Source organism: Bacillus sp. 166amftsu (genome assembly GCF_900107445.1).
Taxonomy (GTDB): Bacteria; Bacillota; Bacilli; order Bacillales; family Bacillaceae_G; genus Bacillus_A; species Bacillus_A arachidis.
In genome coordinates this window covers 1-19,532 of record NZ_FNQA01000005.1, presented here as the reverse complement: position 1 = coordinate 19,532, position 19,532 = coordinate 1, and the positions used below count along the sequence as shown (strand labels likewise).

Here is a 19,532-nt window from a genome sequence, read left to right as displayed (position 1 = left end):
AAACCAATTGATACACAAGCTTCTATGTTCGCATACTCATTCCCCTTTACTATTTTGCTTCTTTCTTTTTCTTTCTCCATACATTTAAGCTATCAAAGAAAAAGTTAATAAACAACGTTCCTAAGCCTGCTAATAAAAAAGTCATTAAAAATAGAATCCAGATGCTTTTGTCTTTCAAAAAATAATATCCAACAAGGAGCACAACTGCAGTCCATACATACTCAAGAATTCTTTTTAGCTTTTTCTGTTCCAAAATATTCGCTCCCTTAATGTTTTATCTACTTTTATTCTAACACGAATTCATATATCAGCGGAATCACTCTATATATCGGCGATTCGGCACAACTCATCAATTTTTCCACAATAGACAATATGAACTCTTACTATGAAAAAAAAGCTTGTCCAAGAATTCTTATAGAAATCACGACGATTAATTGTTGCCTCTTCTTTATTTGTTGTCCCATTTACACATATATGAAACTAAATAGTAGATATGATGTTGATTAGTCCTGCATGGAATACAAAAGGATTTAGATCTATAATCTAGAACAGGCATTAAATCGTCTCATCATCTTTTACATAGATTCCGCTTTATTTCTCTTTTTCACAAACTTGAAAATGAATATTCCTATTACAATGAGACAAACAACTCCTAGTATCGGTAACGTATATTGTTCGACCATTGCACCTGCGTTTTTCCAGTGAGGTCCTAATTTCAATCCTACATATATATAAATTGTCGTGAGCGGTAACATCGCCACAAATGTATATATGCTAAATTGCCAAATGTTCATTTTCGCCATCCCACATGGCACTGAAATGAGCGTACGAACTCCTGGAACAAAACGTCCAAGAAACGCCACAGCTGGTCCATATTTTTCAAAGAAATGATCTGCTTTTTGAATCTGTTCTTTCTTAATAAAAAAGTATTTCCCATATTTCAGTAATAACGGTCGACCACCATAATAACCGAGTGCATATAGTGTTAGAGGCCCCGTCGTTCCTCCGACCGTTCCAGCTAATACCGCAAGCCAAAAGTTCATATCTCCTTCATATACCCAATACCCCACAAGCGGCAGCACAATTTCTGCTGGAATAAACTCAAATGTTAATGCTAGAATGACACCAAAATAAGAAAACTGCTTTAAATAATCAATTACATCTAAAATAAACTGCTCCATTTATTAACTCCTATCCTTTATTTAAATTATATTTTTCTTGTAAGTGCTTCGGCGCCATTTTCACAATTCGCTGCAAAATAAATAAGACAACAGCAATATCATCTAATACACCAAAGAATAGTAAAAAATCAGGGATAAGATCAAATGGAAACATGACATACCCGATTAATAAAGCAATGGATAGGATTTTCTTCTGCACTGCGACTTCTTTTGATGTAAAAAAGTCATATAGAAATGGACCAAACTGGCGAAGATGAAGCATAAATCGAAATCGGTTTATAAACTTTTTCACTTTTCACCTCTCCTTTTCTGCATACAAAAAGGACCTTTACCAAATATAGTAAAGGTCCTAAAAAAGACAATAAGGGGCCTTTACCATTGCTGGTAAAGGTCTCACTAACAACAAAGATGTTGCCAATAAAGCCGAGGGTTTCTCCCTGTAATGACGACTTTATTGTGATAAGTTACTCCCCTTTATATACGCAATCTTATAAAATTACCTTAAAATATTTGCTAGAACTTGTCAATCTTTTTCAGTTATCCTTCATGAAGTGGCTGATACATACTTGCTATGGCTTGCCTTTCAGAACTTGGTGCTGGCGATAGTTGATAATATCCTTTTTTCACCATATACTGCCAAATATCATAAGCATGATGACTACTGTTTAAGAAGGTATTTTCTAAAAGCGTTCTTAGCTCTGGATTCGCACACTCTAATAAAGAACCTGCACAATTAAACGCAGACGACTTTTGATTCAGTAAATATCCAAGTGCGATTGACCGATCATTAGGAGGCTGCGCAGCCACGCTTGGTGTAACGGGGGAATATTGTTGTGAAGGTGACTCTGTATAAGAAGCTAATACTGGTTTTAATTTAGACGGCTGAAACTTTGATATATTGGGAGGTGACTCACTTTGTATAAATTCCACCTTCAAATTATAATCTTGCACATGAAGAGGAAGATGCTTCTGTAACATTTGTTTCAACTCCGTATCCTGTGCTTGCTGTATATATGTAGACATCGTATTAATTGTGTTATAGTCTCCTGCTATCAGTTCACTTAAGTCCCGTAATTCATGCGTTGCTAATTGCATTCCTATTCCTCCCTTCTATAAATTCCTTTCTAGCATCTCCTAAAAAAACAAAAATACCATATAAAAGTCCACATCTCTGCGAATTTTTATTAGTATGAATTAAAGTGGATTACACTTTGGCGTCTCTAAGCCAGAAGCTTGTGCCAGTTTCAATAAATAATAACATTCTTCCCTTGCCATATGGTCTGCCATTCTTGCAGAGATGATGCTTAATACTTGATTAGATATTCCCAATTCCTCTAGCTCGTGAAGAAAATGAGAAAATAATTTCAATTCCAATGAAACATCTTTGGTAAATTTCTTTAGGGCTGGAAAAGAGTGTAGTTCTGTCCGTAAGTAACCCGTCATTTCCACAGCTTTCAAGTAAAATTGTTCAAAGTGCTTTTCATATTTCTCGCATTTCTCTTTCAGTCGTTTTTCTACAAGATCTAGCCCACCTGAAATGGAACCTGCATGCCCAGCTGCATCCGTTAGCCAAACGAGATGATAATGTAACTCATGAAAAATAGGTGGCACTTCTCCTTTCATTAAATACTCTAACACAGTTATATACTCTTCCACTTCGTTCACCATATGGTTAAGAAAAGTTGGTGTAAAGTGAATTTTGATTTTTCCTTCTAGCTGCTTTTGTATAATACCCAGCTTAAATTTCCTAATTCCCTCTGCCGCTTCATGTGCATCTTTCGCAAATGCAATTAAATTTACTGTATGGATATCGCTGAGGAACCTATCAAATATTTGGACAAAATACATCGCTTTTTGAATATCTTCTTTCTCATTTGGAGCTAAAGCATCTAAAAGAAACTGGGCGTGATCTCCAAGAACCTTTAGCCAAAATTTATGTTCAAACAATGCATTTTCTTCATACGTGCTATTCATCCCATTAACTCCTCCTTACTTACACTCTCGGCTCAATTAAAATTCTATACCCATCAGGATCATGCACAACCATCCCCCTTCTCTCCGTGTTACATCCCTTTAATTCTTCAAATGACACACAATAGAATTCTAGTTTTTTCCGCACCTTTTCTATATCGTCAAATGGCAAATTAACATTTATATAAGAAGATAATGCCCTGCCGACAGCCTGATCTTTGTCTCGATTTAAAACGAAGCAAATTCTCGTTGCATCAACATCATACCAAACACCAGGCACATGTAATTGCGGACGGTATCTACTCGGTTTAAACCCTAAAACCCCTTCATAAAAGTATAAGGTTTCCTTTAAATTCCTCACTTCTAATACAATGTTATTTGTAATCGTCTCCACATATACCTCCCCCTTGTCCCTACTAGTTTTTCTATATGAGTCATAAATGACAATTATGTCTGAATACAATACATAGTGATGAATATTTCACTTGTAAAGGAGGCTTATATTATGGACAAATTTATGAAATCTTTCACACCTTACCATGGCCCAAACGATCCTTGTCCGCCTATTGGAAAGAAATTTTATTCAACTCCTCCTCATTTATATATGGGATTCCAGCCACCAAACTTACCTCAATTCCCGCCTAACGAAGCGTTAAGAAAGGGCACTTTGTGGCCTGCTTTCTATGATTTTTATGAAAACCCTTATAAGAAAGGAAGGTGAGAGAATCCGTGGCTCAAACATTGCCAGATGAATATTATAAGTGGATAGAAGAGCTGCAAGAACTCGATTTTGTATTAGTCGAACTCACGCTTTATTTAGATACTCATCCAGATGATGTTACAGCTATCAATCAATTTAATGATTTTTCCTATAAAAGAAGGTTGCAAAAGCAAAAGATTGAGGAAAAGTATGGTCCACTTCAACAATTTGGTAATAGTTATTCTAAAGCACCGTGGGAATGGAGCAAAGGTCCATGGCCATGGCAAATATGAAGTGAAAATCGAATCAGTGGGGGTTTTATCCCCCACTCATAATCAATCTTCACCTAACTTTTTTCTTTTGCTAAATTTTAAGATCGGAGTATTACTCTCCATAAATAGCGGGATAAAGGAGATAAAATATGTGGATATATGAAAAAAAATTGCAGTACCCTGTGAAAGTAAGTACTTGTAATCCAGCACTTGCTAAATTATTAGTTGAACAGTATGGCGGCGCAGATGGCGAATTAGCAGCTGCTCTTCGTTATTTAAACCAGCGCTATACCATTCCTGATAAAGTAGTCGGTTTACTAACAGATATCGGCACAGAAGAATTTGCTCATCTTGAAATGATTGCAACAATGATTTATAAATTAACAAAAGACGCGACCCCAGAACAGATGAAAGCCGCTGGGCTGGATGCTCAGTACGCCAATCATGATAGTGCACTATTTTATCACAATGCAGGCGGCGTTCCATTTACAGCCACATACATACAAGCAAAAGGGGATCCAATTGCAGATTTATATGAAGATATTGCTGCAGAAGAAAAAGCAAGAGCAACATATCAATGGCTCATCAATTTATCAGATGACCCTGACATAAATGATAGTCTTCGTTTTTTACGTGAGCGCGAAATCGTTCATTCCCAACGTTTCCGCGAAGCTGTTGAAATTTTGAAAGAAGAACGCGATAAGAAAATATATTTTTAACTATTTTGTGCACATACCAAAACAGTATGTGCACGTTCCCTACTAATATTTTTGAATATAAAGACTCCCTCCTTTACTCCATTCCGCATAACATACTTCTTTCAAATCTGTTTTCTGCTTCTTTAGCTCTTTTTGCAGCCATACTTCATGTAACCCAAACTTTTTTAAATTGTATGTAATAAGCTCCCCGTCGCTAATAAGAAGGATCGGCAATACATTTTCCTTCCCTTTTATTTTCAAATCTTTTCTTGTTGGCATATCTACATCATATTTTTTCATCACACTTATCGATCCATCATTTTCTAAAACTGCGAACGCTACATCTTGCAAAGAAAATATATCCTTTGCACGAAGCAAATGCTGAAGTTGATCAACATCCAAACGATTTTTCTTCATTTCGGTCCAATCTAACTTTCCATTTGCAATTAAAATAGATGGTTTTCCCTCAAGGAATAAACGAGCTTTTCTCCATTTTTGCGTAATAATTTCTGTAGTTAATATGAAAGCTCCCCACACAATAACGGAAAAGATAATCCTTCCTATATGGGCATCTTTATTATAAATAGCATCCCCTAAAAAATTCCCTAAAACGAGTGCTGAAATAAAATCAAATGGTGTAATTTGACTTATTTGCGTTTTCCCAAGGATTTTAACGACAAAAAATAACACAACATACCCAAATAGCAGTTCAATAAAAATTTCTACATAATCCATACTCTGTCACCTTTCTTTATTTCACACATTTTTATCGCGCTATTCGCAGACAGTGACACCTTCACATCATCATTTAGAAAAAGAAACTAGACAAAATCCCCTCACTAGTTAAAGTTTTACTTTCTTAATCCAAAACAGCTTTACACGTAGTATGCCACCTTAAATGAGAAAAATATAAAGCGAAACTTGAATTAATCAGTACCCATCGGAATTTCACAAAAAATCATCTCCCACCTACCCTCTTAAAGAAAAGTGGAAGTGGCTCGTCCAGAATGTGAGGGGATGGAGCTTCTAACGTAGAGGTGTTTTTTACCTCGCAGGAAGAAGCGAAGCCACCGAACATTCTAGCCACTGGAACTGGACAATGTTCTCTATGAATATTGAAATAGGAAGATTACTGCTCTCACATAGCGGGATAAACGTATAATTATCCAACTTAACGCATTATTTTTAATTTTTTTTAAAATTCCCTGTTGCTTTCTAGTCATCAGACGATTAAAATTAAAACAGTTACTCGACAAATTATTTGAATTTTCGACAAAAAAAGATTCTTAGGAGGCTTTTCTATACATGCGTACAACTTTAAAACCATCACAAATTCTCTCCATTAGCTTATTGCTATTTGCAGTTTTTTTCGGCGCTGGTAATATGATTTTCCCACCACTTCTTGGGCTTTCTTCAGGAGAAAACATGTGGGTTTCTATTTCAGGATTTGTCATTACAGATGTTGGTTTATCGTTATTAGCAATCGTTGCTGTTGCCCTTGCAGGCGGTAGCTTTAACAACTTAGCGAGCCGTGTTCATCCAAAATTCGCAGCAGTACTAGCTATTATTATCTACCTTTCAATTGGCCCACTATTTGTTATTCCACGAACTGGATCTGTTTCTTATGAAATTGGAATCGCACCACTTTTCCAGGACCAATGGTATTCCATGTTACTGTTTAGCCTTATTTTCTTTACGATTGTTTACTTCTTATCATTAAACCCATCCAAATTAGTTGATCATATTGGAAAAATATTAACACCAATCTTACTTGGAATTATTGCAGTTATGGCAACAAAAGCAATTCTGTCTCCAGCGGGAACACCTATCCCCCCTGTGGGCGACTATAAAGAAATTCCATTTTTCAAAGGGTTTTTAGAAGGATTCTTAACATTAGATGCGATTGGTGCTCTCGTTTTATCGACAATTGTCGTAAATGCGATTCGTCAAAATGGTGTTGAGGAAAAAAAATCTATTGCAAAATACACAATTCTTTGCGGAAGTATTGCTGCTTTCTTCTTAACAATCGTTTATTTCTTACTTGGATATATCGGAGCATCAAATGGGAATTTAGGACAATTTGAAAATGGTGGACAGCTATTAGCAACTATTATGTACCAATTATTTGGGACAAGCGGTAATATTCTGCTAAGCATCGCCATTATATTTGCTTGCTTAACGACAGCTATTGGTGTAGTTAGTGCATTTGCCAATTATTTCACAAATGTATTAACCAATGTTTCTTATAAAAAGCTTGTCTTATATGTTTGTATTTTTAGCTTTATCGTTTCAAACCTAGGACTCAGCTTATTAATCAAAATTACGTTACCTGTGTTAATCATTCTTTATCCAATTACAATCATCTTAATTTTTGTATCATTTATTGATAAATATACGAAACGTAAACCATCTGTATACATCGGTGCAATGATTGCTGCATTCATCATTAGCTGTATTCACGCGCTTGATAATGTGGGAATGATGCCACATGCGATTACATCTATTGCAAGTACAATTCCTTTTTACAAATTAGGGATTGGTTGGGTCGTCCCAGCAATTATTGGAGGTATTGTAGGATACTTTATCCCGCAAACACAAACAGAAGGTAAAGTTTCTACGAAATAGAAAAAGAAGCAAGCATTCTAACAAGTGCTTGCTTCTTTTCTTTTACATCGTATGTTTAAATGTAAATAACTCTTCTTTAGGAAGTGAAACCTGCTGCACCTCTTTTACTCCTTCTTGTTTTTTCCTTTCACCTACTCTTACTTTCGCGATTGCATCCTCTATACTTCGTGCAATCATATTCCCTGAAAAAATAGTAAGTCCAAAGAAAGTAATCGGTACGAGTGGAATCCACGGATGCACTGTTAGGGATCTAAAATAGACACCTATTAAACCTGACCATTCATGTGTATAAGAATCTAGTTCTTTATCCATTCCACCAAACTGTACCGTCCCTCCAAAAAATACTTCAAGTAATCCTAAATGAAGAAAAAGAATCAGTGTTTGAATAAACTGCTGCATAAATACAAGTACAAACGTCATATATAAGTGCGGAAACACATGTTTCACAACAATATGCCGCTTACTTCCTCCTAGTATACGAGCAGCATCTATAAACTCTTCCTTTTGTAATTTCCGCACTTCATTCGCAATATAGAGAGAAATTGTAGGAATTGCAAGCACAATAAACAGTATGACTTGAAATGATGCTCTCTCAAAAAAACTTGATGTTTCTGCTCCATTTGCAAAGCTAGTCGCAAACCGAAGTAAAAAATATGCAATCATGACCGTTGGAATTACTGTAAAACTATCAAAAAAAGCTTCAATTTTTGAAAAGCCTCTTTTTATATAAGTTCCTAATATTATGCCAAAAAACACACCTATTATCATACGCATGATAGCAATAAAAGCAGATATACCAATCGTCCATTTTGCACCCTCAATAACTAAATTTAAAAGATCATAACCTTTTCGATCTGTTCCAAGTAAAAACTGCAATGAAGGCGAAAATGGTGGCACTTCTGGATTTCCTTGTGCATCATACTGCAAAGATACTTGCCGAATCTGTCCATCATTCCATATCGTATTTCCAATGCTTACGAGAACTAATACAATGAGAAATAAACTACTGATCCAAAACCTTCTATCACGCTTTATATATTTCCACATCTCTTACGCCCTCTCTTTCATCGCATCCGGAACGAAGTAATGAAACGACTTAAATAAAATAAAAATTGGGATGTAAATAAGTAAAACACCGATTGTAAACATCTCAATCGCTGGATAGTCTTTAATGAATATAAAAATACCGTGCGTATTAAAAAGCCATTCGATAATATATAAATTCGATAACATGAACCAAATATTCGTTTTCGCAAAAAACAGTGTACTAAGCAATACATTTCGTACAACATGATGATTTAAAATATAAAAACGTTCCAATCCTTTTGCCTTCGCAAATAAAACATAGTCTTTTTCTAATTCTGTTTCAAAGCGAAGCAATAATAACTTTATAAACATAATCGTAGTTGGGATACTTAAACAAATAATCGGTAAGCCCCGAATTGATTCTCCCCCTAGTGCGGCAATTTTCACCGGTAAAAAACCTGTCTTTTGAAAAAACCATACGACAATAATTTGTGATCCAATAATAAGAAGAATGTCTGGAATAGACTCAAGAAAAAGAAGAAATGATTTGATACGATTTTGTATGTGCGGACGACTTCTAATTATGATATAAACAATACCAAAAGCCATACATAGAGAAATAAAAAATGAAGCTAAAAAAATAACCATCGTTTCTTTATAATGGACGAATAGTTGCGGAAATAACGGTTTATTCATCCCATATGTTAAGTTTGGAAGATCTATCAGTTTGATAGCTAACATCTTTACAGCCTGTACATACTGTGAAAAGTTAATATGCAATCCTTCAAATAATTTTGGAAGAGCACCTAAACAAATGATTCCTATAATGGAAAGGATCAATTGCACTGTAATATCTACCCCATTTGAAACGACCTTTCTTACCATTTTTCCCCTTCTCTCTATACAAATTTCCATTCTATTTATATTCTGTTCTATTTTATAAATAATTTTCAGAATTGTAAATATTTTCTATACAAAAAAAGAATCGCTAGATTAAGATTCTAGTGATTCTTTTTGTATCCGTTTTTCATTGCTAGCAAATGGCATATACAAAAGTAAACAGCCTATAAACGCAACAATTTCTAATGAAATAATATAGTATGGATGCGGTCCTAACATATCAAGTAATGAAGCTGTTTCAGGTTTATGTGTTAAAAACATATAATTGCCACCGGTTTCATAATTCACAAACGAAACGATTGGAATTAATAGATTTAAAAAAATCATCGTACGCTTGATTGAGTGAAAAGTCGGCCTATATCCTTCTACCCATGTCATAAAGAGCGGCGCCCATATTAATAATACATGTGCAATGAAAAATTCTATGAAGCGAAAATGCGGGAAAGCATACTGTAAGTTTGGCGTTAAGATTGCTTGTGATGCACCAATGATCCCCGTAAAAAAGACGATTTCGTATATTTTATAACTTTTTGTAATAACCATCATTGTTGCTAATAGTAAGCTAATCGTGCATAGTTCAAATGGTAATGATGTACTCAACTGAAAAATCCCAGCCTTCACTTGCCATACATCAAGCCCGATTTCACTTCCAATGAATAAAAAAGCTATCGCATAGCGAACCATCTTATTCCATTTCTCTTGACGAAGTAGATCTTGAAAATGATATAGAAAATACACTCCTATACCGATAAGAAGAAGTATAATAACATGTTGTTTTGAGTATGGAACAAACGGTTCTAATGGAACTGCTCGAAAATAAGTTTCCATTTTTCTCCCTCCTTTCCTTCATACAATATTATTGTAAGAAAGAAAAGGCTCGTCAATGAATTTGCTTACTTACAAAACAAACCTCGCTTATCCCATACAATCTCAGCCTAATTTTTATTAATCTGTAAACCTTACAAAACTGTAATGTTATTGTAAGCTAAAAAGATTTGTCATATTCCCCTTCTCTTCTATACTAAAAGTAGATACCAAAACGAGCGAAAAGGTGATAAATAAATGAAAAAGAAAAATAAAGTAATCATTACTGGTTTAATAACAATTGGAATTGCCGCAGGTTCATATTTTGCTTTTGCTGGCGGTGGTTCTGACGTAGCTATGGCATACAGCAGTTATAAAGTAACAGAAAAGCAGATTGAAAATGCACAAAAATTTGGCGGCGAAGTCATTCCGAATGGAATAGAAACAATCGCATTTGACCCATCAAAAGGTACGTATGAGCTATCTGTTAAAAAGGGCGATGAAGTAAAAAAAGGGCAGCTACTCTTTAAATATAATGATCCTGCTATAAAATTAGGTGTAACAGAAGCAGAAATGCAAAAAAAAATGGCTAATAAAGAAGTGGAATTACTAAACAAACAACTAAATGCAGCAAAACAAAAGCTGCAAAAAGATAAAAATGCCGGTTCACCAGGGGAATTGTTAAAAGCAACTGAAACTGAAATCGGGCAACTTGAATCTCAGCTTGAAATGAAAAAATTTGAAGTTGAAAAAGCAACGCAAATGATTCAAGCAAGCAATGAAAAACTAAATACTCTTTCTGTAACAAGTCCTGCCGATGGCGTAATTGAAGATATTACAAAAAATGCAGATGAAAAAACTGGTATGAGCGGCATTACCCTTCGCACTGCTGGTCCTCTAAAAGTAAAAGGTCAGCTATCAGAATACGAATTAGCTCACGTTAAAGTTGGGCAAGAAGTAACCGTTACATCAAAAACTGTCCCTGGAAAAACATGGACTGGTAAAGTCACTGAAATCGGTACAACACCAGTAAAGAGCATGGATGAAAACAAGACAGTATCTAACTATCAATTTATTGTTACATTAGATAATAATGAAGAATTGCAAACTGGATTCCACGTATACGTAACAAGTAAATCAGGTGAAGCAACTGGTACAGTTGTTCCAAAAAGCAGCATTGTGAAAAAAGGCGATAAAAATGTTGTATTCATCGTGAAAGATGGAAAAGCAAAAGAACAAGCAGTAACTGTTGAATTCGAAACAGATAGCGAAGCAAAAGTGTCCGGCGTGAAAACAGGTGACCAAATCATCTCTAAACCTGAAAAAGACTTAAAGGATGGTATGGAGGTTAATGCCCAATGATTGATTTAAGAGGCATCACGAAATCCTTTCAAAACGGTGAAGAAACAGTTGAAATTCTGCATGGTATTGATGTAACGCTAAACCAGGGAGAATTCACTTCTATCATGGGGCCATCTGGGTCTGGTAAATCAACATTAATGAATATTATCGGGTGCTTAGATAAGCCGACAAACGGAACTTATTCATTAGCTGGACAAAACATTTCAAACATGTCTGAAACGGAGTTAGCCCATATTCGGAATAAGGAAATCGGATTTGTATTCCAAAACTTTATGCTGCTTCCTCGTCTCAATGCACTGCAAAATGTAGAGTTACCACTTATCTACGCTGGAGTAGACAAAAAGGAACGCCGCGAGCGTGCGCTAGCTGCACTAACAAAAGTAGGTCTAGCAGATCGTGCAACCCATTTACCAAATGAACTATCTGGTGGGCAAAAGCAGCGTGTTGCCGTTGCTCGCGCAATTGTAAATAATCCAAAATTCATTTTAGCCGACGAACCAACTGGTGCACTTGATACAAAGACAAGTAAACAAATTATGGACCTCTTTTACGAATTAAATAAACAAGGCTCAACAATCATTATGATTACCCATGATCGAGAAATTGGGGAAGCGGCAGCACGCCAAATTGTAATTCGTGACGGAAATATCGTCCAAGATTGGAGAGGTTAATTTTGAACACAAGTGAAAATATACGCATGGCCCTTTCCTCTATCTTCGCTCATAAAATGCGTTCTATTTTAACGATGCTTGGGATTATTATCGGGGTTAGTGCGATTATTACAATCATCTCTATTGGAGACGGAACAAACGCAAAGTTCCGTGAACAAATCGGGAAAGAAAAGACGGATCAATTTTCAGTAAACTATACAACAGAAGATTATGCTGATATGGATGGAAAAATATCAGCAAGCATGTATGACAATGTTTCAAAAATCCCTGGTGTTCAAGATGTATACCCTGACGTTAGAGGAAAAGAGAAAGTATATGCCGGAAAAAAAGAATTAGATATTGATATAATTGGCGCGAAAGGTGATTATTTTGAAGATGCTTCTAAATTTAAGCTTGAGCATGGCAGATTTTTAACAGCTGCTGATTTAGATAAACCAAAGCATGCCATTGTACTAAATAAAGATGCATTCGATAAATTGTTCTCTTCATGGGAACCAAACTTATATATTGATATAAAAGGTACGCCTTACAAAGTAATCGGTGTATATTCTATAAAAGAAACGATGGGTGGTATGGAGTTTAAAGAAGGTATCATCTCTGCTGAAAACTGGCCTGTTCTATTTGGGAAAAATAATTATGACAGCTTAACAGTAAAAATTGCTCCAGGTCAAGATAAGGGAGCTGTGCAGGATGCAGTTGTAAAATCATTAAATGATGCGAAAAAACCAGAGCACACAGGAAAATTTAAAGTACCAGATCCACAAGAAGTATTAAAAGAGATTGATAACTTCACAGGTATATTAAAAAGTGTATTCGGTGGTATTGCAGCAATTTCACTTTTAGTTGGTGGTATTGGTGTTATGAATATCATGCTCGTTTCTGTAACAGAACGTACGCGTGAAATTGGTATCCGTAAAGCACTTGGTGCAACGCGCGGAAAAGTATTGATGCAATTCCTAATTGAATCTTGTATTTTAACAGCATTAGGCGGATTCATTGGATTTATGCTCGGTATTTTCTTCGCTTGGATTGTCGCAATTTTCGCGGGATGGCCACTTGTTGTTTCCATAAAATTAGGTTTAATTTCAGTAGCATTATCTATGTTAATTGGTATTCTATTCGGGTTACTGCCAGCTAACAAAGCTGCGAAACTTGATCCGATTGAATGTTTACGATATGAATAAGCGAAAAAGGTTGCCTTATAATAGGAGGGCAACCTTTTTTAATTCAAAAAATTCATATTGATAGGGATTATTTTTTTAACACAAATCCAAACTTATCCCAAGCCTGTAAATAATCCAATAAGAAGATTTCCTCCTCTACTACACGGCCAACTACATTTGTCTTCCCTGTGTTTACCATATCTTTTAAAGCAATCTGTAATTCTCCTTTATATTGACCATATTGTTCGTTATCGATAAGAATGTCACCACGTTTAATCGCTCTTGTGTTATGCGGTTTAAACTCTTCTTTTTTATATTTCACACGGCTTTGTGTTGAACGAATCATATATTCAGACACATCCCCGCGGTAAAAATGTGGTTCTTCTAATATGATCTTTCTTTCTAATTCTGTTGTTGTTTCATAAATCTCTATATCAAACGTTTGCTTTTCTTTATTTACTTCTCCGAGCGCTTTTAATTCTTCTTCTGATGCATATGCATTCGCAATGATTACATCATCAATTAATTCTGTTGCAAATAAATGTTTTGCCTGCGTTGTCATCGGCAATTCACGATGTTGTTCAAGTGTACATAAACCTTCTGTTACCGGCCATGGACCATATGTCGCATCAAATGATGTAATAAAAGCAGCAGTTCTCATGCCGTAATCTTTAAATTGTTTTGAGCATTTTATAAAGTGATCATAAGAAATGCCCGAATAACGATGCGGATAAAAATTATGACAACCAATTAAATTTTCACGGTTCGGACGATGGCTCATAATATTATCAACATATTTCGTACCGTTACTCATATTAATCTCAATTTTCAATCCATACGGGCTATATGTCATAATAGATTCTTCTAATCCTGAGAAACCAACATCTAGACGAATACCATATGCACCTAATTTACTGAAGAATGAAAGATCGTTGTAAGAAATATCAAGCTGTTCAAAAACGGCCGGACTAATATCAACAAGTACTTGGAAACCTAATTCATTCGCATACGAAATCGTTTCTTTAAACTCTTTAACAATTTTCTCTTTTTCCCCATCTACTGATAATAAACATGTAAACACACGTGTAAAACCATATCGATGTGCTAATGTTAAATATTCCTTATCTTTCTCTACTGTAGAATGTTCTGGATAAATAGAAATACCTAATCGTCTCATGCATATACGCCTCTTTCTTCTTCATCATTTTGTAAACCCTTTCAAATATGAATAGTAAAATAGTAGAAACCCCCATCTACTTCACTATTTATTTGAATCAGATTTCTTTTTAGAAAAAACATCTCTATCAATCATAACAACTAGCAGACTATACATCTATACTTTACCTTTTTTGCAGCAATTTGTGTAGTGATTACACAAATTTGTAAATTTTTTGGTCTCAAAATTGTTATTTCATTTCGATTCACCTTTCTTGACTGTTCGATTGGCCACTACATATACTCAAAAGAAGAGAGAAAAATATTTAGGGGATGAATATATGGGAGAAGCAGCACTCGTAAAACGAGAACCATTATGGACAAAAGAATTTATGGCGCTCATCTTAACAAACTTATGTATGTTTTTAGGTTTTCAAATGTTAATTCCAACATTACCTGTTTATGTGAAAGAAATTGGTGGTACAAGTTCAAACATCGGATTTGTTGTTGGAATGTTTACTGTGGCAGCTTTAATTATTCGGCCACTCACTGGAAATGCACTACAAAAATTCAGTAAAAAGCTTATTTTAATGACTGGTACTGCAATTTGTTTACTAGCGATGGGCAGCTACCTATTTGCCTCCACTGTCTTCCTTCTTCTTGCTGTTCGCATTTTACACGGAGCTGGTTTTGGTATTACAACAACCACATATGGGACTGTAGTCTCTTACTTAATTCCTGCAGCACGCCGTGGCGAGGGTATGGGATATTTCGGCCTCTCTGGAACGATCGCGATGGCACTTGGTCCTCTTATCGGACTCTGGCTCATGCAGACTTATAGCTTTACGATTCTTTTTTTATGTGCGCTATCTTGCACAATAATTTCATTAATATTAACAAAGTTACTCAAAATTCAAGCAACTGAAAAACCAATTCCAGAAACACACGAAACGTTTTTAGATGGATTTATCGAAAGGAAAGCTTTACTTCCTTCATTATTAATACTATGTATTACATTAATGTACGGAGGAATTGGGAGCTTTATCACGTTATTCGCAGCGCAAGTCGGTATCGCTGATATTAGCCTTTTCTTCTTATTTAACGCTCTTGCCATCGCAGTAACACGTCCCTTCTCCGGAAGGTTATACGATGTAAAGGGCCATACATTTGTGATTATTCCTGGTGTTATCTTAACATTTGCAGGTATTATCCTATTATCATATACAACAACAATACCAAGTTTAATTATTGCAGCAAGCTGTTACGGAAGTGGATTCGGCGCCATACAGCCCGCCTTACAAGCATGGATGATTGACCGTGTAGCTCCGCATCGCCGCGGCGTTGCTACTGCAACATTCTTTTCTGCATTTGACCTTGGCATTGGAGCAGGTGCTATTATCTTCGGATTCATCGCACACTTTACAGACTATGCAACTGTCTATCGTTATTCCTCTGTGTTACTTATCACGTTTCTGTTTATTTACATTACAAATGTACGAAAGCAAAAACAGATGGATAAAAAAAATGAAAAGGCTGCTGGATGACCCAGCAGCCTTTTCTAACTCTTATTTATCACGATGATACTTTAAATTTGTTGTTACATTGTCTCCAAAATAAGTCTCAGACCCATTTTCTCCAGGAGCCAATATTTTCGTCGTTAACAGTACTTTATTTCCAGCTAATTGAATCGTTCCCTCTTGCAATACATTACTTCTTAGATTTGTAAATGTAAATGTTCCAACGCCATTATTATCAAAGGTAACAATAGCTCCTCCCTTTGCCCCATCCGGTCTCGCATTTGCACAATCTCTCGACTTTTGACCATGCATTTGTGCACCTAAATGAACTCTCGCTACATTTTTTTCACTAAACTGGAGTATAACAAAAATCCCATTTCCACAATAGTCATCTGAATCTGTCCATTTCCCATTGTATGATGTAAAGTCTTTTACTTGTACTACTTCTTTTTGGACATTTCCCTGCGGTTCAGATTCATTTTTCTTTTCAGTTTGCTCAGTTGTATTTTGTTTTTGACTCTCTTTCACGTTAAAAACTACTTTGAGCGGTTTTCCTATTTCTGAACCATCTGCTTTTCTCACTTTACTTGTTACAAATACCGTATATGTACCTTGTTTTTTCTCTTTATCCTTAGATTCAATAATAAGCTTTGTTCCATCTATTTTTAGCTTACTATCTACCTTCGCATTTTCTTCATCCATTACATAAACAGATTCAGGTGTCACCGTACCTGGATCAATTTTATGTTTCAAATCGATTTCCATTGGATCATTAGCAGTAATAGATGCCTGCACCGGAACTTCTTCAAATTGATCTTCCTTTGTAACCTTCTTTTCCTTTTCCTTCTCTTCCTTTTCCTTCTCTATTTTCGTATCAACTTGTTGCTTTTCAGAATTACAGCCTGATAAAATAGTCCCACATAAGATAAACATTATCATTAAAACCGTAGATCCATATTTCATTACTTTTTCCCCCTACTTAATTCTAAGCTAGATTATACAATCTTTATTTAACTATCTATTATTCTACTCCCCTTAACACTCTCACATTATACCAATTTTACAAAAATATAGAAATATCCATATTTATATGTTGTTTTATCACACCGGCTGCTTGTAATTCACAATAGCAGTTATGAAATTCGTAATTGTAAATGGAAATTCTTTCGTCAGGAACAATGCCTACTTTTTACAAATAGTGAAATGAGTTTACTGATACATATTCATGCTATTACTTTGCAAGACATAATTTATGTTTCATATTTCTCTAGCATTAACCCAAAACATATACAAAGGGCCTTTACATCTAATGGTATTCCTTTACAAAAACATCCTAAATACAACATTAAAACCAATTAAATCCAGGAGTTTCTTTAAATAAATGTAAACTTTTAACCCCTTTGTAAATTTAGTGTTAATTTTATCAGTAAATCGTTTACAGTACCTCAAATTTTAGTTGATAATTACACCGTACATGAAATTTAAGGAGTGAAATGTGTGGAATTTAATGTTCAAGACATGATCTTCCAGTTTATTGGTGGATTAGGTATTTTCTTATTCGGGATTAAGTACATGGGGGACGGACTGCAACAAGCAGCTGGTGATCGCCTCCGCGACATACTTGATCGCTTTACAACTAACCCACTTATGGGCGTACTAGCAGGTATGTTAGTTACCGTACTCATTCAATCTAGTTCAGGAACAACTGCTTTAACAGTTGGACTTGTAAGTGCTGGATTTATGACGCTAAGACAGGCAATTGGTGTTATTATGGGGGCAAATATTGGTACGACCGTTACAGCATTTATTATTGGAATTAAAATCGGAGAATATGCTCTTCCAATTATGGCAGTTGGAGCAATCTTACTATTCTTCTTTAAAAATAAAAAAGTCCAATCTCTCGGACAAGTCGTTTTCGGATTCGGTATGTTATTCTTCGGTTTGGAATTAATGAGCACAGGTATGAAACCTCTTCATTCTTTAGAATCTTTCCAAGAATTAACTGTTAGTATGAGTAACAGTCCAGTCCTAGGGGTTATCGTAGGTACAGTCTTTACATTAATTGTACAAAGCTCAAGCGCAACAATTGGGATCTTACAAGAATTATTTGGCCAAGGTGCAATCGATTTAAAAGCTGCTCTACCTGTACTATTCGGTGATAATATCGGAACAACAATTACAGCTGTATTAGCAGCGATTGGTACTTCTATTGCAGCAAGACGCGCAGCACTAGTACACGTTATCTTTAACATAGTTGGTACCATCATCTTTACAATTTTATTAGTACCATTTACAAATTTGATTCAATATTTCCAGACATCGTTAAACTTAAATCCAGAAATGACAATTGCTTTTGCTCATGGAACATTTAACGTAACGAATGCGATTATTCAATTCCCATTCATTGCAGTGTTAGCATGGATTGTAACAAAGATTATTCGCGGAGAAGATGCTGCAATTGACTTTAAACCACAGCACTTAAATCCAATCTTTATTGAACAATCTCCTGCCATTGCCTTAACAGAGGCGCAAAAAGAAATTATTCGTATGGCAGAGTTCTCATTACACGGACTAAAAGAAGCAACTCAATTTTTAAATACAAAAGAAAAGAAACATGCTAATACGGCAGCTCAATTAGAAGGTGCTATTAACAACTTAGATAGAAGAATTACCGATTATTTAGTATTACTTTCTGAAAAACCACTTTCACCAATGGATTCCGAAAAACATTCAGCCTTAGCATCTGTTGTCGGAGATATTGAGCGTATTGGAGACCATGTAGAAAACGTTGTGGAGCTTGTAGACTCTCAAATTTCTAATCGCATAACACTATCAGATGAAGCAATGGCAGAACTAAATGAAATGCTTGAACTTACAACTTCAACATTGCAAGATGCAATTGGCGCTTTAACAAACTTTGACACTGCACTCGCACAAACAGTCCTTACAAAAGAACGTAAAATTGATCAAATGGAACGTGTGTTGCGTAAACGCCACGTACTACGCTTAAATGAACGTAGTTGCTCTGGTGATGCGAGTATCATCTTTGTTGATATGGTAAGTAATTTAGAGCGTATCGGTGATCACGCTGTCAATATTGCAGATGGAGTTTTAGGAGAACAAGGAAAATTCACATTAAAACAAACACTATAGTACAAAAAAAGACGTCCTGGATGAAATGAACCCAAAAAGTTAGACAGAAAAATTAAGCGGCTGATTGGATATGAGTCCGGTATTGTACTGGACTCATTCCATTTAACTTTACTTTAATTCTTTTGTGGTTGTAATAATGAATATAATCCTCTAATTCTACCTTAAAATGTTCCATACTTTCAAATTCTTTAAGGTAGAGTAATTCAGACTTTAATAAGCCAAAGAAATTTTCTATGACTGCATTGTCCAAACAGTTTCCCTTACGGGACATACTTTGGATAACCTTGTATTTTTTTAGTGCTTGTTGGTATTTCTTCATTTGATAATGCCATCC

The 19,532-nt window shown here is 35.4% G+C and carries 22 protein-coding genes; 9 read left to right on the top strand and 13 right to left on the bottom strand.

Annotated features, from left to right (window positions below):
- Positions 1 to 49: 49 nt before the first annotated feature.
- The 6 genes from BLV40_RS14895 to BLV40_RS14870 all read right to left on the bottom strand — a co-directional run bounded on the left by BLV40_RS14895 (position 50) and on the right by BLV40_RS14870 (position 3,546).
- On the bottom strand, positions 50 to 253 hold the full coding sequence (locus tag BLV40_RS14895; protein WP_026590760.1) for a hypothetical protein: 204 nt from the start codon (positions 251 to 253) through the stop codon (positions 50 to 52).
- Positions 254 to 575: 322 nt separating this feature from the next.
- The gene (locus BLV40_RS14890; RefSeq protein ID WP_090691274.1) at positions 576 to 1,181 is read right to left on the bottom strand and encodes a DedA family protein; all 606 of its coding nucleotides are present in this window, start codon (positions 1,179 to 1,181) and stop codon (positions 576 to 578) included.
- Between the two features lie 10 nt (positions 1,182 to 1,191).
- A complete protein-coding gene (locus BLV40_RS14885; protein ID WP_026590762.1) occupies positions 1,192 to 1,473 on the bottom strand; it encodes a YkvA family protein in 282 nt (93 codons plus the stop codon).
- A gap of 245 nt (positions 1,474 to 1,718) precedes the next feature.
- On the bottom strand, positions 1,719 to 2,276 hold the full coding sequence (locus BLV40_RS14880) for a spore coat protein (RefSeq protein ID WP_090691271.1): 558 nt from the start codon (positions 2,274 to 2,276) through the stop codon (positions 1,719 to 1,721).
- A 99-nt stretch (positions 2,277 to 2,375) separates the two neighbouring features.
- Positions 2,376 to 3,155 carry a DUF2935 domain-containing protein gene (locus tag BLV40_RS14875; RefSeq protein WP_090691268.1) on the bottom strand — a complete coding sequence of 260 codons (780 nt, stop codon included), beginning with the start codon at positions 3,153 to 3,155 and terminating at the stop codon, positions 2,376 to 2,378.
- A gap of 19 nt (positions 3,156 to 3,174) precedes the next feature.
- Positions 3,175 to 3,546: a VOC family protein gene (locus BLV40_RS14870; protein ID WP_090691266.1), complete on the bottom strand. Its 372-nt coding sequence runs from the start codon at positions 3,544 to 3,546 to the stop codon at positions 3,175 to 3,177.
- 111 nt (positions 3,547 to 3,657) lie between these two features.
- On the opposite strand from BLV40_RS14870, the gene BLV40_RS14865 reads away from it, so the two are divergent.
- From BLV40_RS14865 to cotJC, 3 genes are all read left to right on the top strand, one after another.
- Entirely contained in the window at positions 3,658 to 3,873 is a 216-nt protein-coding gene (locus BLV40_RS14865; protein WP_026590766.1) for a spore coat associated protein CotJA, read from the top strand.
- 8 nt (positions 3,874 to 3,881) lie between these two features.
- Positions 3,882 to 4,145: a spore coat protein CotJB gene (locus BLV40_RS14860; protein WP_026590767.1), complete on the top strand. Its 264-nt coding sequence runs from the start codon at positions 3,882 to 3,884 to the stop codon at positions 4,143 to 4,145.
- A gap of 128 nt (positions 4,146 to 4,273) precedes the next feature.
- Positions 4,274 to 4,843 carry a spore coat protein CotJC gene (gene cotJC, locus BLV40_RS14855; RefSeq protein ID WP_026590768.1) on the top strand — a complete coding sequence of 190 codons (570 nt, stop codon included), beginning with the start codon at positions 4,274 to 4,276 and terminating at the stop codon, positions 4,841 to 4,843.
- Between the two features lie 42 nt (positions 4,844 to 4,885).
- On the opposite strand, the gene BLV40_RS14850 is transcribed toward cotJC, so the two are convergent.
- Entirely contained in the window at positions 4,886 to 5,557 is a 672-nt protein-coding gene (locus BLV40_RS14850; RefSeq protein WP_026590769.1) for a DUF421 domain-containing protein, read from the bottom strand.
- A 570-nt stretch (positions 5,558 to 6,127) separates the two neighbouring features.
- Between BLV40_RS14850 and brnQ the strand changes: the two genes are divergently transcribed.
- Complete coding sequence (gene brnQ, locus BLV40_RS14845; RefSeq protein ID WP_090691262.1) at positions 6,128 to 7,447, top strand: branched-chain amino acid transport system II carrier protein BrnQ2; 1,320 nt, start codon at positions 6,128 to 6,130, stop codon at positions 7,445 to 7,447.
- 42 nt (positions 7,448 to 7,489) lie between these two features.
- Here the strand turns inward: brnQ and BLV40_RS14840 are convergent, their stop codons facing one another.
- The 3 genes from BLV40_RS14840 to BLV40_RS14830 form a co-directional block, all read right to left on the bottom strand.
- Positions 7,490 to 8,494 carry an ABC transporter permease gene (locus tag BLV40_RS14840; protein ID WP_090691259.1) on the bottom strand — a complete coding sequence of 335 codons (1,005 nt, stop codon included), beginning with the start codon at positions 8,492 to 8,494 and terminating at the stop codon, positions 7,490 to 7,492.
- 3 nt (positions 8,495 to 8,497) lie between these two features.
- On the bottom strand, positions 8,498 to 9,358 hold the full coding sequence (locus BLV40_RS14835; RefSeq protein WP_090691256.1) for an ABC transporter permease subunit: 861 nt from the start codon (positions 9,356 to 9,358) through the stop codon (positions 8,498 to 8,500).
- A 108-nt stretch (positions 9,359 to 9,466) separates the two neighbouring features.
- Positions 9,467 to 10,201: a YwaF family protein gene (locus BLV40_RS14830; RefSeq protein WP_090691253.1), complete on the bottom strand. Its 735-nt coding sequence runs from the start codon at positions 10,199 to 10,201 to the stop codon at positions 9,467 to 9,469.
- Positions 10,202 to 10,435: 234 nt separating this feature from the next.
- Here BLV40_RS14830 and BLV40_RS14825 point away from each other — a divergent pair, with 234 nt between their 5' ends.
- Genes BLV40_RS14825 through BLV40_RS14815 form a run of 3 tightly spaced genes read left to right on the top strand, consistent with a single transcriptional unit; the run spans position 10,436 to position 13,394 of the window.
- On the top strand, positions 10,436 to 11,539 hold the full coding sequence (locus BLV40_RS14825; RefSeq protein ID WP_090691250.1) for an efflux RND transporter periplasmic adaptor subunit: 1,104 nt from the start codon (positions 10,436 to 10,438) through the stop codon (positions 11,537 to 11,539).
- Positions 11,536 to 12,210 (top strand): ABC transporter ATP-binding protein, encoded by a 675-nt coding sequence (locus BLV40_RS14820; RefSeq protein WP_026592782.1) that lies wholly within the window; start codon positions 11,536 to 11,538, stop codon positions 12,208 to 12,210. Before BLV40_RS14825 ends, BLV40_RS14820 begins: the two co-directional genes overlap by 4 nt.
- 2 nt (positions 12,211 to 12,212) lie before the next feature.
- Entirely contained in the window at positions 12,213 to 13,394 is a 1,182-nt protein-coding gene (locus BLV40_RS14815) for an ABC transporter permease (protein ID WP_090691248.1), read from the top strand.
- A gap of 67 nt (positions 13,395 to 13,461) precedes the next feature.
- Here BLV40_RS14815 and BLV40_RS14810 read toward each other — a convergent pair whose 3' ends face one another.
- Positions 13,462 to 14,550, bottom strand: a complete 1,089-nt coding sequence (locus BLV40_RS14810; protein WP_090691246.1) for a DUF871 domain-containing protein — start codon at positions 14,548 to 14,550, stop codon at positions 13,462 to 13,464.
- A 319-nt stretch (positions 14,551 to 14,869) separates the two neighbouring features.
- On the opposite strand from BLV40_RS14810, the gene BLV40_RS14805 reads away from it, so the two are divergent.
- Entirely contained in the window at positions 14,870 to 16,072 is a 1,203-nt protein-coding gene (locus BLV40_RS14805) for an MFS transporter (RefSeq protein WP_090691243.1), read from the top strand.
- A 21-nt stretch (positions 16,073 to 16,093) separates the two neighbouring features.
- Here BLV40_RS14805 and BLV40_RS28635 read toward each other — a convergent pair whose 3' ends face one another.
- A complete protein-coding gene (locus BLV40_RS28635; protein WP_170833665.1) occupies positions 16,094 to 17,008 on the bottom strand; it encodes an Ig-like domain-containing protein in 915 nt (304 codons plus the stop codon).
- Positions 17,009 to 17,542: 534 nt separating this feature from the next.
- On the opposite strand from BLV40_RS28635, the gene BLV40_RS14795 reads away from it, so the two are divergent.
- A complete protein-coding gene (locus BLV40_RS14795) occupies positions 17,543 to 19,198 on the top strand; it encodes a Na/Pi cotransporter family protein (RefSeq protein ID WP_090691240.1) in 1,656 nt (551 codons plus the stop codon).
- A gap of 52 nt (positions 19,199 to 19,250) precedes the next feature.
- Here the strand turns inward: BLV40_RS14795 and BLV40_RS14790 are convergent.
- The coding region (locus tag BLV40_RS14790) for an IS3 family transposase (protein ID WP_139265538.1) at positions 19,251 to 19,532 on the bottom strand (282 nt) is incomplete at its 5' end.

Bases quoted from the DNA above. Each gene is read 5' to 3' on its own strand.
- BLV40_RS14890 (WP_090691274.1), bottom strand. From the start codon at position 1,181: ATGGAGCAGTTTATTTTAGATGTAATTGATTATTTAAAGCAGTTTTCT.
- BLV40_RS14880 (WP_090691271.1), bottom strand. From the start codon at position 2,276: ATGCAATTAGCAACGCATGAATTACGGGACTTAAGTGAACTGATAGCA.
- BLV40_RS14875 (WP_090691268.1), bottom strand. From the start codon at position 3,155: ATGAATAGCACGTATGAAGAAAATGCATTGTTTGAACATAAATTTTGG.
- BLV40_RS14865 (WP_026590766.1), top strand. From the start codon at position 3,658: ATGGACAAATTTATGAAATCTTTCACACCTTACCATGGCCCAAACGAT.
- cotJC (WP_026590768.1), top strand. From the start codon at position 4,274: ATGTGGATATATGAAAAAAAATTGCAGTACCCTGTGAAAGTAAGTACT.
- BLV40_RS14850 (WP_026590769.1), bottom strand. From the start codon at position 5,557: ATGGATTATGTAGAAATTTTTATTGAACTGCTATTTGGGTATGTTGTG.
- brnQ (WP_090691262.1), top strand. From the start codon at position 6,128: ATGCGTACAACTTTAAAACCATCACAAATTCTCTCCATTAGCTTATTG.
- BLV40_RS14840 (WP_090691259.1), bottom strand. From the start codon at position 8,494: ATGTGGAAATATATAAAGCGTGATAGAAGGTTTTGGATCAGTAGTTTA.
- BLV40_RS14835 (WP_090691256.1), bottom strand. From the start codon at position 9,358: ATGGTAAGAAAGGTCGTTTCAAATGGGGTAGATATTACAGTGCAATTG.
- BLV40_RS14830 (WP_090691253.1), bottom strand. From the start codon at position 10,201: ATGGAAACTTATTTTCGAGCAGTTCCATTAGAACCGTTTGTTCCATAC.
- BLV40_RS14825 (WP_090691250.1), top strand. From the start codon at position 10,436: ATGAAAAAGAAAAATAAAGTAATCATTACTGGTTTAATAACAATTGGA.
- BLV40_RS14820 (WP_026592782.1), top strand. From the start codon at position 11,536: ATGATTGATTTAAGAGGCATCACGAAATCCTTTCAAAACGGTGAAGAA.
- BLV40_RS14810 (WP_090691246.1), bottom strand. From the start codon at position 14,550: ATGAGACGATTAGGTATTTCTATTTATCCAGAACATTCTACAGTAGAG.
- BLV40_RS14805 (WP_090691243.1), top strand. From the start codon at position 14,870: ATGGGAGAAGCAGCACTCGTAAAACGAGAACCATTATGGACAAAAGAA.
- BLV40_RS28635 (WP_170833665.1), bottom strand. From the start codon at position 17,008: ATGAAATATGGATCTACGGTTTTAATGATAATGTTTATCTTATGTGGG.